Origin of the sequence: Parvularcula oceani, from assembly GCF_000733125.1 — a bacterium.
GTDB classification, from domain to species: domain Bacteria; phylum Pseudomonadota; class Alphaproteobacteria; order Caulobacterales; family Parvularculaceae; genus Parvularcula; species Parvularcula oceani.
On record NZ_JPHU01000009.1, the window covers coordinates 80,473 to 93,294 of the forward strand.

The following is a 12,822-nucleotide window of genomic DNA, read 5'->3' on the forward strand; positions in this document are numbered from 1 at the left end:
CGGGGCGGCGCGTGCGCCTACACCCCGGCCATGACATTGCGAGCAGAGTTTCAGGACGCGCTGTCCGCCCTCGACGGCAGGACCGGCGCCATGCGCGAGACCATTCTTGAATGGTCCGCGATTAATTCCGGCACCGCCAATCTGGATGGGTTGGGGCGCGTGGCCGCCGCGGTGCTGCCGCGTTTCGAGGCTGCGGGCTTCGATGCGCAGACGATTCCCCCAGGCGAGGTGACCGCCATCGACCAGGACGGAAAGGAATCCGCGATCGAGCGGGGCCCGGTGCACGTCCTGAGCGCGAACCCGCAGGCGAACCGGCGCGTCCTGATGACCGGCCACCTCGACACGGTCTTCCCGGCCTCGTCCCATTTCCAGGAGCCGCGCGACCGCGGGGACGGCACGCTGCACGGCCCCGGCGTCGCCGACATGAAGGGCGGCATCTGCGTCATGCTGGAGGCCGCCTCGGCGTTCCTCAAGACACCGTTCGCCGAGAAGGTCGGCATCGATATCGTCCTCAATTCCGACGAGGAGACGGGCAGCCATGCCTCCGCCGGCGTGCTGCACGAGCGGGCGCTCGCCGCCGATATCGGCCTCGTCTACGAGCCGGCCCTGCCGGACGGAACGCTCGCGGGGGCGCGGGCGGGGTCGGGGCATTACACCTTCACCGTACACGGCAAGGCGGCGCATGCGGGCCGCGAATTCGATATCGGCCGCAATGCGATCCTCGGCGCCGCGCGCCTGATGGAAGCGATCGACGGGATCAACGGACAGCGCGAGGGCACGACGCTGAACCTCGGCGTCATCGAGGGCGGCCAGGCCACGAATGTGGTGCCGGACCTCTGCATCGTGAGGATGAACATCCGCGGCCGGAGGACCGAGGACCTGAACTGGGCCGACGAGCAGATCCGCAAGGTCGTCGAGGAGGGCAATGCTGAAAGCCGCTTCGGCGAGGATATCAGCGTCGACCTGCATGGCGGCGTGCACCGCCCGGTCAAGGAGATGAAGGGCGGCACGGCGGCCCTGTTCGAGGCGGTGCGCAAGGCCGGCGGGGAGCTCGGCCTCGGGGTCGAGTGGAAGCCGACCGGCGGCTGCTGCGATGGCAACAACCTCGCGGCGGCGGGGCTTCCCAATGTCGACACGCTCGGCGTGATCGGCGGCAAGATCCATTCGGACCAGGAATATGCGGTGATCGACAGCTTCGTGCCGCGCGCCAAGCTGTCCTGCCTCCTCCTGATGATGCTCGCCTCGGGCGAGATCGCCTGGCCGGAGCGGGTTCGATGAGCATGCTCTCCGTCCGCCCCGCCCGCGCCTCCGATCTCGACGACCTCTGCGCCCTCGCAAGAGAGGCCGGCACGGGCATGACGACCGTGCCGGGCGATCCAGCCGCCATGGCCGAGCGCATCGCGCTCAGCGAAGCCGCCTTCGCCGGACAGGGCGAGGCGGGCCCGCGCGACATCTTCTTCTTCGTGCTCGACGACGGCGAGCGCGCGGTCGGCATGGCGAGCATCTTCCCCGCCCTCGGCGCGGACCGGCCGTTCTATTCCTACAGGCTCAGCCACCTCGCCGCGCAGACGCCGGAACTCGATATCCGTGCGAGCACGGACATCCTGCACCTCGTCAACGATTTCCACGGCTATACCGAGGTCGGCACGCTGCTGATCGGCGAGAGCGCGCGCGGAAAGGGGGCGGGCCGCCTCCTCTCGCTGTCGCGCTTCTTGTTCATGATAACGCAGAGGGAGCGGTTCTCCGAGCGGGTGATGGCGGAAATCCGCGGCTGGTTCGACGAGGAAGGCCGCTCGCCCTTCTGGGAAGCGGTGGCCTCCCGCTTCTTCCATCTCAGCTTCGAGGAAGCCGACCAGCGCTCGGCGAGCGACTTCCGCTTCATCGCCGACCTAATGCCGAAATATCCGATCTATGTGGAACTCCTGCCCGAAGAGGCGCGGGAGGTGATCGGCAAGCCGCACGCGACATCCGGCTTCGCCATGAAGCTTCTTTCGGCCGAAGGGTTCGAATGGACCCGCTGCATCGACATCTTCGATGCCGGTCCCAGCCTCGAAGTGCCGCTCGACCGTATCCGGACGGTCCGGCGGGCGCGGCAGCTCACCGTGCGGATCGGTGACGAGGAGACCAAGCCCAAGGAACTCGTCGCCAACTCCGCCATCGGGCGGTTCGGCTGCATGGTCGCAAGCGGTCCGATCACGGAAGAAACAGTCACTCTCAAAGCCGCGCAGGCGGAGCGCCTGGGCCTGAAGGAGGGCGAAGCGGCCCTCGTCTCGCCGCTCAAGCCGCTTGGCGCGGTCAGCAAGGAGCCGAAAGCATGAACGGAAAGCTCTATATCGGCGGCGCATGGCGCTGCGGCGAGGGCGAAGCCATGGGCTCGACCGCCCCGGCAACGGGCGAACGCCTCTGGGAAGGCGTCTCGGCGAACGAGGCGGACACCGATGCCGCGCTCGGCGCTGCGCACACCGCCTTCCCGGCCTGGTCGCGCCGTCCGCTCGACGAGCGGATCGCCGTGATCGAGCGCTATTCGGCCATCGCCGCAGAGCGCAAGGAGGAGATGGCCAGCCTTATCGCGCGCGAGACCGGCAAGCCGCTCTGGGATGCGCGGACCGAAGCCGGAGCCGTCGCGGGCAAGGCCGCCGTCGCCCTTCAAGCCTATCACGACCGCACGCCGACCAAGGAAAAGGAGACGCCTGCGGCCACTTTGCGGATCGCGCACCGCCCGCATGGCGTGATGGCCGTCATCGGGCCCTTCAACTTTCCGGCCCACCTGCCCAATGGCCATATCGTTCCCGCACTGATCGCCGGGAACACGGTCGTCTTCAAGCCGTCCGAGCAGACGCCGGCGGTCGCCGAGCTGATGGTGTCCTGGTGGGACGAGGCGGGCCTGCCCGCAGGCGTCGTGAACCTGGTCCAGGGCGGGCGCAGCGTGGCCGAAGCCATGGTGCAGGATGCGCGCACTGCCGGCGTCCTGTTCACCGGCGGCGTGCAGGCGGGCCTCGCCATTCACCGCGCGCTGGCGGGGCACCCCGAGAAGATCCTCGCGCTGGAACTCGGCGGGAACAATCCGCTGATCGCTTGGGATATCGCGGATGCGGATGCGGCGGCGCGCATCGTCGCCCGCTCGGCCTTCATCACCGCAGGCCAGCGCTGCACCTGCGCGAGGCGCCTGATCGTGCAGGAGGGCGAGGCGGGCGAGCGGATCGCAGCTGCCGTCGCGGACCTCATTCCCCGCCTGCGGATCGGGCCGCCCGACGCCGAGCCCGAGCCCTTCCTCGGCTGCGTCATCGACGAAGCCGCGGCCGATGCCGTCCTGCGCGCGCAGGATGAGCGCATCGAGGCCGGGGCGAAAGCCATTGTCCGCGCAGGCAGGAGCCAGCACGGCCCCGCCTTCGTCACGCCGGGCCTTCTCGACGTGACGGACACCGACCGCCCGGACGAGGAAGTGTTCGGCCCCCTCCTCCAGCTCGTCCGCGTATCCGATTTCGACGAGGCGGTGCGGGTCGCGAACGACACGCGCTTCGGCCTCGCCGCGGGCCTTCTTTCGGACGAGGAAGGCCTCTGGGACAGGTTCAAGACGGATATCCGCGCAGGGATCGTCAACTGGAACCGCCAGACGACGGGCGCTTCGGGCGCCGCGCCCTTCGGCGGGCCGGGCCTGAGCGGCAATCACCGCCCGGCAGGCTATTACTCGGCCGATTACTGCGCCTGGCCGATGGCGAGCATGATCGAAGCGGGCCCGCTCAAGGATGAAGCGGCCATGCCGGGGGTCGAGGCGTGAGCGCGCGGGAAGTCAATTTCGACGGCCTGGTCGGCCCGACGCACACCTATGGCGGCCTGTCGCTCGGCAATGTCGCCTCCATGTCGTCGGAGGATCAGGTCTCGAACCCCCGCGATGCGGCGCTTCAGGGCATCGGCAAGATGCGCACTTTGCTGCGCATGGGCCTTTTGCAGGGCGTGCTGCCGCCGCATGAGCGGCCCTTCGTGCCCGCGTTGCGGCGCTTCGGCTTTGCGGGCAGCGACGGGGAGGTCGTGGAAGCGGCGGCCAAGGCCGCGCCCGCGCTTTTGCGCAACTGCTCTTCCGCCTCGGCCATGTGGACGGCCAATGCCGCGACCGTCTCGCCCTCTGCGGATACGGGCGATGGACGCGTGCATTTCACGGCGGCCAATCTGGCGGCGATGTTCCATCGTTCGATCGAGCACCCCTTCACCTCGCGCTGCCTGCGGCGGATCTTCGAGGGAGAGGCGTTCTCCCACCACGACGCGCTGCCCGGCGGCGGCGCGATGGGCGATGAGGGGGCGGCGAACCATACCCGCCTCAGCGCCTCCCATGACGCACCGGGCCTCGAGCTTTTCGCCTATGGCCGCTCCGCCTTCGAGAAGCTGTCGGGACTTCATTTCCTGCCGCGCCAGGCGAGAGAAGCCTCCGAGGCAGTCGCCCGCATGCACCGCCTCGATCCCGAGCGGACCGTCTATGTCCGGCAGAGCCAGGAGGCGGTGGATAGCGGCGCCTTCCACAATGACGTGGTGGGGGTCGGCAACGGCCCGGTCCTGATGTTCCACGAGCGGGCCTATGAGGACCCGCGGGCGATGGAAGACGAGATCCGTCGCAAGTCCGAACCCCTGGGCTTCGAGCCGGTCTTCCTCGAAGTGCCTGCCGACCGGGTGAGCCTTCTCGATGCAATCGGCTCCTATCTCTTCAACTCGCAGCTCATCACGCTTCCCGGCGGCGGCACGGCGCTGATCCTGCCGACCGAGGCGGAGGACAATCCGCGCACGAAACGATGGGTGGACGCGCAGGTGGCGGGCAATGGCCCGATCACGGAAGCGCATTTCCTCGACGTGAAGCAGAGCATGAAGAACGGGGGCGGCCCCGCCTGCCTGCGGCTGCGCGTCGTCCTGACCGATGCGGAGCGCGAGGCGGCCCGCCCAGGCGTCCTGATGGATGAGGGAAAGCTCGATGCGCTCGAGGATTGGGTCCGGACCCATTACCGGGACCGGCTGTCGCCCGCCGACCTCGCCGATCCCAAGCTGCTCGAGGAAAGCCGGGCGGCGCTCGACGCGCTGACGCAGACGCTCGGTCTCGGAAGCGTCTACGATTTTCAGATGTGAGGAGCGCCCGCCGCCCTATTCGGCGGCGCGGCGGGCATTGCGCACCGCATCCTCGAGGGCGTCGAGCGAGACGCCCTCTTCCTCGTCGACGGGCGGCAGGTCGAGTTCGCCCGTCGAAGCGTCCGTGGGCAGATGGCATGACACCAGCGTGCCGCTGCCTTCGCGCGAGGACAGGCGGACGAGGCCGCCATGCAGCTTCACGTAGGAGTTGACGAGGGCGAGGCCGACGCCGGCGCCCGCGCCGGGCCCTGCGCTCTCGAAGCGGTCGAAGACCTTGGCCTGGTCTGCCGGGCTGACGCCCCTGCCCGTGTCCTGAACCCACAGCCGGACGGCGCCGTCCTCGCGCGCGGCGCCGAGGACGACTTCGCCGCCCGCTTCGGTGAAGGCGAAGGCGTTGGAGAGGAGGTTGAAGATCACCGTGCGCAGGCGCTTCTCGTCGGCCTCTATAGTGCCGATATCCTTCGGGCACTGAACGCGCAGGCGCACCTCGGCATGCTCGGCCTTGAGCGTGGCATAGGTCGCGGCCTTCTCGAGCAGGCTGCGGACATCGACGTCCGTCCTGTCGAGCTGTAGCTGCCCCGCGTCGATGGCGGCGAGGTCGATGATGTCGTTGACCAGCGCCAGCAGGCGGTCGGACGCCATCAGGATCGAGGCGACATAGTCCTTCTGCCGGTCCGTGAGCTCGCCGGTCGTCGGCATTTCGAGGAACTGCGCGAAGCCGATGATCGAGGTCAGCGGGTCGCGCAGCTGATAGGAGATGTGGTCGACGAAGCGCGTCTTGATGCGGTCGGTCTCTTCGAGGATCTGGTTGCGGGTCTCGAGCTCCTTCTGGCGCTCCTTGGCATCGGTGATGTCGAGGAAGGTCAGCAGCGTCGCGCCGTCCGGCAAGGGCGATGTGGCGTAGAGATAGGACTTGCCGTCTTCGAGCGCGATCTCGTCGCCGACGCTGGCCACGCGGTCCTCGGGCGCGAAGGACACGATGCGGCGCTTGATCCCTGCAAAGGCCTCTTCGGCCTGAGGGGCGGCTTCGAGGAGATGGGTCTTGATCTCATCGAAATGGCGCTCGGCGATCTGGGCGCTCTCCATCGACCACATGCTGCGGAAGGCCATGTTGTAGAGCGCGAGCCGCCCATCGGCGCCGAACACCGCCACGCCCTGGGCGAGATTGTTGAGCGTCGCGCGCTGCACGTCGATCTGCGTCTGGAACTGGGATCGCAGGGACAGGGTTTCGGTGATGTCCTCGAACACGACGGTGACGCCGCCGAGCGCATGCCGCTGGGACTTGACGTTCAGCATGCGTCCGTCAGGCAGGTTCCAGAATTCGTCCGGCGCCGTTCCTTCGGCCGCCGAAGCGGAATCGGCGGCTTCCTCTGTGTAAAGACGAAGCTGGCTCTTCTTCCACGCGCCGAAATCCGACTGCGCGGGCAGCGCGCCCTTGTGGCGCAGCTTGTCGAGGATCTCGCCGTGGCTTGGCCGGGCGCGCAGGTCCGCGTCGTCGAGCTTCCACAGGTCCAAGAAGGCTTGGTTGTAATAATCGAGCTGCTGCTGGGCGCCGAAGACGGCGACCGCGGAGGGGATCTGGTCGAGGGTCTTGCGGTGCGCTTCCTGATGGCGGCGCAGATCCTCCTGCGCCCGGTCCTGGCGGGTGATGTCGATCGCGAGGCCGCCGAGCGAGCCCTCGCCGAAGCCGTGAAGCGCGGTCTCGATGATCCTCAGCATACGCCGCTGTCCGCGCACGGTGACCGCCGCGATGTCGTCGATGGCGCGGCGGCCGGAGCGCGGCAGCTCCTTTTCCGCCCGCTCGGCGAGGCGGCGGAAGGCGGGGTCGATCTCGATCTGCTCGTCGATCACCTGCTCCATGTTCACCGCCTCGACCATCTCGACATAGGCCTTGTTGACCCATTCGAGCTTGAGGTCCGGCGAGCGGCGCCAGGCGGCCATCGGGGCGCGGTCGAGCTGGTTCAGCGCACCGTGGAGGTCGGCGGCGCGGTCGCGCGCCTGGCCGACGACGCCGGCCTCTTCGGCGAGGCGGACGGCGGGGTCGGTCAGCCACAGCGTGACCTGATCGCCGGCGACGCGGCCGTCGCAGTCGATGGCCCGCCCCTCTTCGGTGACGACCGAGCCGGAAAAGGAGACGCCGTGGCTGCGCAGGGCACGGACCTTGTCGCGCAGGCGCTGCATGTCGCCCGCATCCTCGTCCACCGGCAGGTCGCCGAAGGCATCGAGCAGCGCATCGGCAGGACGCAGGAAGGCGCCGGGGTCCTCGGAAGCGAAGGTCAGGAGGCTGGCGAGAGCCGCCGGGCCGCCGAGAACGCGCGGCTCACCCCAGCCGCTCTCGATGTCCTCGAACGCGTCGTTCCAGACGAGGACGAGGCCCGGATGGCTGGCGAGGACGCTTTCGGAGCGCTCGAGAGAGGCTTCCATCTTCGCCAGGCGCCGCGACCAGTCCACCGTCGCCGTCCGCGAGGCCATGGACAGGCGCACCGCCCACAGGCCGGCGGCGAAGGCGAAGAGCACGGCGCTGCCGGTCACCAGCAGGGTCGGATCGAGAGGCAGGGTTTCTGCGGCCGGCGCCTGCGCCGCTGCTTGCGCGCGGGCGGAGAGGCCGCCCGCCAGCATGGCCGCGGCGGAGGCGCCGCCGGACAGAAGGTTTCTCAGCCCCAGACCCATACCGTCTCCGCCTGCCGTAAAGTGCCTACGCGCGCCCAGCCCGTGCGTAACCCTTCGTTAACCACGAAGCGTACACTCCGCCTTACAGGGTTCACAAAGGGTTAAGCGCGCTCTCTTTGACCCTGCCGGGGCTGCCGAATCAACCGGCTTCGGAGGCCAGCGCGTCGAACAGCGCACGGATCGCCATCGCCTCGCCGCCGACCGGACGCCCAGGCCTCGCCGAGGGCACCCAGGCATAGATGTCGAGGTGGGTGTAGGGCAGATCCTTCACGAAGCGGCTGAGGAACAGCGCGGCCGTGATCGAGCCTGCGAAGGAGGTGTCCGCCGCGTGGTTCACGTCCGCGATCGGGCTCGACAGATAGTCGTGATAGCGCTGCCAGAGCGGCATCGGCCAGACCGGGTCGTTGAGCCGGTCGCCCGCCGCGTGCACCTTTTTCGCGAAGCCCTCCTCCGTCGAATAGACCGGCGGCAGGTCGGGCCCCAGCGCCACGCGCGCGGCCCCCGTCAGCGTCGCCAGCGAGATGATGCGGTCCGGCCCCTCCTCGGCGGCATAGGCGAGCGCGTCGGCGAGGATCAGCCGCCCTTCGGCATCGGTGTTGGAGATCTCCACCGTCTGTCCGTCGCGGGCGGTGAAGACGTCGCCGGGGCGGAAGGCATTGCCCGAGATCGCGTTCTCGACCGCCGGGATCAGCAGGCGCAGCCGGACCTTCAGCCCCGCCTCCATGATCATCTGGGCGAGCGCCAGCGCATTGGCGCTGCCGCCCATGTCCTTCTTCATCAGGCCCATGCCCTTGCCGCCCTTGATGTTCAGGCCGCCGGAATCGAAGCACACGCCCTTGCCGACCAGCGTCACGCTCGGAGCATCGGCCGGTCCCCAGCGCAGCTCGATCAGCCGCGGCGGCGTCGCAGCCGCGCGCCCGACGGCGTGGACCAGCGGAAAGCCCTTTCGCAGCGCCTCGCCCTCGACAACGCTGAATTCGGCGCCATGCGCCTTGGCCACGGACTGCGCCGTCGCGGCGAGCTCTGCCGGGCCCATGTCCTCGGTCGGCGTGTTGACGAGATCGCGGGCCAGCGTCACCGCCCCGACATCGCGCGCCAGGCGGGGTTCGTCGGCGCCCTCGGGCAGGATCAGCGTCGGCACGGGGCCTTGGGTCTTGTAGCGGGAGAAGCGATAGGCGCCCAAAGCCCAGCCAAGCGCGAGCAGCGTGCCATCCTCGCCGCCGGGCGCGTCCTCGAGCCGGTAATCGCCCGCATTGAGGCGCGCGGCGGCCGCGCCGAGCGCGAAGCTGTCGGACCCGTCGCCCATCCCGATCAGAACGCCGTCCTCGAACGGCAGGAGGCGCCCGAGAGCGCCGTCGAACTGCATCCGCTCCGCAAGCTGCACCGCCCCCGGAGCGACGTCAGCAATACGGGCATCCGCGTCCTCCTTGGGGATGAGGTAGAGCGGCACGGCGTCCTCGGCGCGGGACGCATCGAAGGCAGCGAGCGAGGCGGGCAGATCGGCCATAGAAAGGGTCCTTCGTGTTGTCGGGCTTCACTTAAGACTTCTTCAGCGAGTTTCAGCGAGTGTCTGCACGAGATTCCAGCTTCCACGGCAAGGGCCGTGACGAGGAGCAGCGCCATGAGCCTTGCCCGTATCCTGACCGCCGGCGCCGGCGCGCTCGCGCTTTCGGCCTGTGCGACGACCAATCCGGTCATGGGCGGCGTCAGCCAGTCCGACCTGACCACCGTCTCGTCCGAGACCGGCACGGACGGGCTCGACCCGATCGCCCGCGCGGCCTTCTGGGGCACGCGCTATGACCGCGACCCGGCGGACGCGCATACGGCGGCGCAGTTCTCGAAGGCCCTGCGCGCCGTCGACAACAATGCCGAGGCCCTGCGCGTCGCCAAGCAGGCGAGCGCGCGCCATCCCGAAAACCCGCAGCTCAAGCTCGAGCTCGGCAAGGCGCTGATCGCCAATGAGCGCGCTCATGAGGCGGTGCGGCCCATCGAGCAGGCCATCACGGGCGGCCTCTACGAAGACTGGTCGGCCTATTCGGCCTATGGCGTCGCGCTCGACAAGACGGGCCGCCACCAGGAGGCGCGGCACCAGTATGACCGCGCCCTCGCCATCGCGCCCGGCAAGGCGCAGGTGCTCAACAACAAGGGGCTGTCCTATGCCCTCGAAGGGCGCGCCGCCCTGGCCGAGCGCACGCTGCGCACCGCCGCCGCCGCGCCCGGCGGCACGGCCCGCATGCGCCAGAACCTCGCTCTCGTCCTCGGCCTGTCGGGCCAGACGGCGGAGGCCGAGCGGCTCGCCCGCTCCGACCTGCCGCCCCGCGTGGCCGAGAACAATGTCGCCTATTTCCGCAATCTCGTCGCCCAGCCCGCCTATTGGGGTGGCCTGAGCACCGCGAATGCCGAATTGCCGGTGTTCGAGGACGAAGGCCCGGTGGAGCCGACCTTCGAGCCGGCCGTCCTGCCCGCTCCGACGCCGAAGCCCGAGCCGGAGAACGCGGTTCCCGCCTTCGAGCCCGAAGAGCGGGAAGCCGAGCCCGGCGTCAGCGCGAGCCGCGAGGACGGAGCGCAGGTCGTCGCCGACGCCGCGCCCATGGCCCTGACACCGGACGGGCTCTGAAGCCCTTCTCAAGAACCAGATCCTGACGCCGAGCACGGGGGCCCTGTCCCCGGTTTCGCCGCCGGCCCCCCGATCCGCACGCCCGGCCCGCCCGGCGCCGCGATCGTCCCCCTCCTCATCCTCGTGCCAGGCTGCCGCAGCCCCTATCGGAGGGACGCGCACTTCTTGATGGGTCTCCGCACGGGCCGATCAAGAGGTGCGCGCGTTCCGAGCTCGGTCCGGGGAAAGTTGCCGCATCAGCGGCCAAGGGGACTCTCCTGCCTGTCCTGCGGGAGCGCTGACGGCCTTCGGCCGTGCGACGCCGCCTGCTTGGCAAGGATCGACAAGGGAGGAAGGCCGAAGAGGCGGCGGGTGCGGGATCAGGCCGTGCTGACGGCCGGGCGCCTGCTTGGCCCCGGCCCGCAGTCTCTGCCGGCCCTGCCCGCTTCTCGAGGGTCGGCGCGCGGCCCTCAGTCGAACCAGCCCATCGCGCTGCCGGCGGCCGGCGTCAGGATGATGACGAAGAGCACGGGCAGGAAGAAGAGGATCATGGGCACGGTAAGCTGCGGGGGCAGCGCGGCGGCCTTCTTTTCCGCGGTCTGCATGCGGATCTCGCGGTTCTCGGCCGCCATGACGCGCAAGGACGAGCCCAGCGGCGTGCCATAGGTCTCGCACTGGATCAGCGCGGTCACCACGGCCTTGATGCCTTCGAGACCGGTCCGCTCGCCGAGATTGTGATAGGCGACCTTCCGGTCCTGCAGGTAGGACAGCTCCGCCGTCGTCAGTCCGTATTCCTCGGCCAGCGCCGGGCAGGTCGCGGCGACCTCCTGCGTCACCTTCTGAAGCGCCGCCTCGATCGACATGCCGCTCTCGACGCAGATGAGGAGCAGGTCGAGGCTGTCCGGGAAGGCGAGTTGCAGGGCCTGCTGCCGCTTTTTGATGAGATTGGTGACGTAGAGATTGGGCAGGTAGAAGCCCGCCACGCCCGCGCCGCAGGTCAGCATCAGCCGCACGAGATTGCCGAACTCGCCGATCTGCAGGACATAGAGGTAGAAGGCGGCGACGCAGAGCGCGATCACCGGGGTCAGGACGCGCGCCGCCATGAAGGTGAAGACCGGCCGCTCGCCGCGCAGGCCCGCGAGGGTCAGCCTCTTGGCGGCGGATTGCGCGTCGAAGATCTCGAGAAGCTTGAACTGCTGGACGAGGCTCTTGGCGGCGCCTCCCGCCGCGGCATTGCGCAGGCTCGGCGCCTTCTTGCCGGCGATCTCGGCGCGGGATTGCTGGCGCAGCCGCTCCTTGTAGTCCGCGACCTTCTTGGCCCGCGCCTTCATCGGATCGGTCTGGAGCACCGGCTGAAGCAGGGTGAAGGCCGTCGCGGCCGAAGCGACCGCGGCCAGGAGCGCGACCTGGTTCTGCCTGTCGGTGACGATGTCGACGAAGGACATGATCCGCTCCTCAGACCTTGATGTTGATCATGTTCTTCATGACGAAGACCCCGATCGCCATCCACAGCCCAGCGCCGATCAGCATGAGATTGCCGATCTTCGTCTGGAACAGCGGCTGGAGATATTCCGGGCTCGACAGATGAACCATGAGCGAGACGACGAAGGGCATGGAGCCGAGGATGACGGCGGAGGCCTTCGCCTCCATGGACAGGGCCGCGATCTTGCCGAGCATCATCTTCCGTGCCCGGAGCACGCTGCCCAGATTGCCCAGAGCCTCGGCCAGATTGCCGCCCGTCTGCTGCTGGATGAGGAGCACGATCGAGAAGAAGTTCACCTCGTTGATCGGCATCCTCTTATACATGCGGTCCAGCGACTGCTCGAGCGAGAGGCCGAGGCGGACGCCTTCGGTCAGGAGGTGGAACTCCGTCCTCACCGGCTCCTGCGCGTCGCGGGCGATGATCTTGAGGCATTCATTGACCGGGAGGCCCGATTTCACGCCGCGCACGATGACGTCGATGGCGTTGGAGAATTCCTCGACGAACTTCTTCTGCCGCTTCTTGCGCTTGGCGTTGATGAACCAGCGCGGCGCGCCGAGCCCGCCGACCAGCGTCATCGCGCCGATCACCCAGGGCTTCTGCGCGGTGAGCAGGCCGATCGCGCAGAAGACCAGCGCGACGATGGCGGACAGGATGTAGAATTCGCGCACGGACAGCTCGAAGCCTGCCTGGGCGATCGTCTCTTCGAGGCCGACCTTCTTCTTTTTCTCGGCGGCCGCGGCCGCGTCCTCGATCTTCTTGAGGCTGTCCGCGACCTGCTTGCGGCGCTCCTTGGCGTTGTCCGGCGCCTGCGCGCTGACGTTGCGCGAGCTGTTGCCCCCGCCGGCCAGCGCGGCGGCGCGCTTGCTCGCCTTGTCATTGCCCGACGGCGCCAGCAGCAGCACTGCCAGCGCGCCGAAGGCGACGAGGCCGCCGAGCAAGGCAAGAAGCATCTGCTGGTCCATCC

General features: G+C 68.8%; 9 protein-coding genes. 5 read left to right on the forward strand and 4 right to left on the reverse strand.

Annotated elements, in window-relative coordinates; genetic code table 11:
- Positions 1 to 30 precede the first annotated feature (30 nt).
- From IE88_RS0110735 to astB, 4 genes are read left to right on the forward strand one after another with little or no spacing between them, the layout of a single operon-like run.
- The gene (locus tag IE88_RS0110735) at positions 31 to 1,278 is read left to right on the forward strand and encodes a hydrolase (protein WP_031554259.1); all 1,248 of its coding nucleotides are present in this window, start codon (positions 31 to 33) and stop codon (positions 1,276 to 1,278) included.
- Positions 1,275 to 2,318, forward strand: coding sequence for an arginine N-succinyltransferase (locus IE88_RS0110740; protein ID WP_051881942.1), 1,044 nt, complete (start codon positions 1,275 to 1,277; stop codon positions 2,316 to 2,318). The genes IE88_RS0110735 and IE88_RS0110740 overlap by 4 nt, the downstream gene beginning before the upstream one ends.
- The gene (gene astD, locus IE88_RS0110745; RefSeq protein ID WP_031554265.1) at positions 2,315 to 3,778 is read left to right on the forward strand and encodes a succinylglutamate-semialdehyde dehydrogenase; all 1,464 of its coding nucleotides are present in this window, start codon (positions 2,315 to 2,317) and stop codon (positions 3,776 to 3,778) included. Before IE88_RS0110740 ends, astD begins: the two co-directional genes overlap by 4 nt.
- The gene (gene astB, locus IE88_RS0110750; protein ID WP_031554268.1) at positions 3,775 to 5,109 is read left to right on the forward strand and encodes an N-succinylarginine dihydrolase; all 1,335 of its coding nucleotides are present in this window, start codon (positions 3,775 to 3,777) and stop codon (positions 5,107 to 5,109) included. Before astD ends, astB begins: the two co-directional genes overlap by 4 nt.
- A gap of 15 nt (positions 5,110 to 5,124) precedes the next feature.
- Here the strand turns inward: astB and IE88_RS0110755 are convergent, their stop codons facing one another.
- The gene (locus IE88_RS0110755; RefSeq protein ID WP_051881945.1) at positions 5,125 to 7,779 is read right to left on the reverse strand and encodes a PAS domain-containing sensor histidine kinase; all 2,655 of its coding nucleotides are present in this window, start codon (positions 7,777 to 7,779) and stop codon (positions 5,125 to 5,127) included.
- A gap of 139 nt (positions 7,780 to 7,918) precedes the next feature.
- Positions 7,919 to 9,286, reverse strand: coding sequence for a leucyl aminopeptidase family protein (locus IE88_RS0110760; protein WP_031554271.1), 1,368 nt, complete (start codon positions 9,284 to 9,286; stop codon positions 7,919 to 7,921).
- 114 nt (positions 9,287 to 9,400) lie between these two features.
- Here IE88_RS0110760 and IE88_RS0110765 point away from each other — a divergent pair, with 114 nt between their 5' ends.
- A complete protein-coding gene (locus IE88_RS0110765) occupies positions 9,401 to 10,396 on the forward strand; it encodes a tetratricopeptide repeat protein (RefSeq protein WP_051881947.1) in 996 nt (331 codons plus the stop codon).
- Positions 10,397 to 10,845: 449 nt separating this feature from the next.
- Here IE88_RS0110765 and IE88_RS0110770 read toward each other — a convergent pair whose 3' ends face one another.
- A complete protein-coding gene (locus IE88_RS0110770; protein WP_031554273.1) occupies positions 10,846 to 11,820 on the reverse strand; it encodes a type II secretion system F family protein in 975 nt (324 codons plus the stop codon).
- A 10-nt stretch (positions 11,821 to 11,830) separates the two neighbouring features.
- Positions 11,831 to 12,820, reverse strand: coding sequence for a type II secretion system F family protein (locus IE88_RS0110775; protein WP_031554276.1), 990 nt, complete (start codon positions 12,818 to 12,820; stop codon positions 11,831 to 11,833).
- Between the last annotated feature and the right edge of the window lie 2 nt (positions 12,821 to 12,822).

Bases quoted from the DNA above. Each gene is read 5' to 3' on its own strand.
- astD (WP_031554265.1), top strand. From the start codon at position 2,315: ATGAACGGAAAGCTCTATATCGGCGGCGCATGGCGCTGCGGCGAGGGC.
- IE88_RS0110770 (WP_031554273.1), bottom strand. From the start codon at position 11,820: ATGTCCTTCGTCGACATCGTCACCGACAGGCAGAACCAGGTCGCGCTC.
- IE88_RS0110740 (WP_051881942.1), top strand. From the start codon at position 1,275: ATGAGCATGCTCTCCGTCCGCCCCGCCCGCGCCTCCGATCTCGACGAC.
- IE88_RS0110755 (WP_051881945.1), bottom strand. From the start codon at position 7,779: ATGGGTCTGGGGCTGAGAAACCTTCTGTCCGGCGGCGCCTCCGCCGCG.
- IE88_RS0110775 (WP_031554276.1), bottom strand. From the start codon at position 12,820: ATGGACCAGCAGATGCTTCTTGCCTTGCTCGGCGGCCTCGTCGCCTTC.
- IE88_RS0110765 (WP_051881947.1), top strand. From the start codon at position 9,401: ATGAGCCTTGCCCGTATCCTGACCGCCGGCGCCGGCGCGCTCGCGCTT.
- IE88_RS0110735 (WP_031554259.1), top strand. From the start codon at position 31: ATGACATTGCGAGCAGAGTTTCAGGACGCGCTGTCCGCCCTCGACGGC.
- IE88_RS0110760 (WP_031554271.1), bottom strand. From the start codon at position 9,286: ATGGCCGATCTGCCCGCCTCGCTCGCTGCCTTCGATGCGTCCCGCGCC.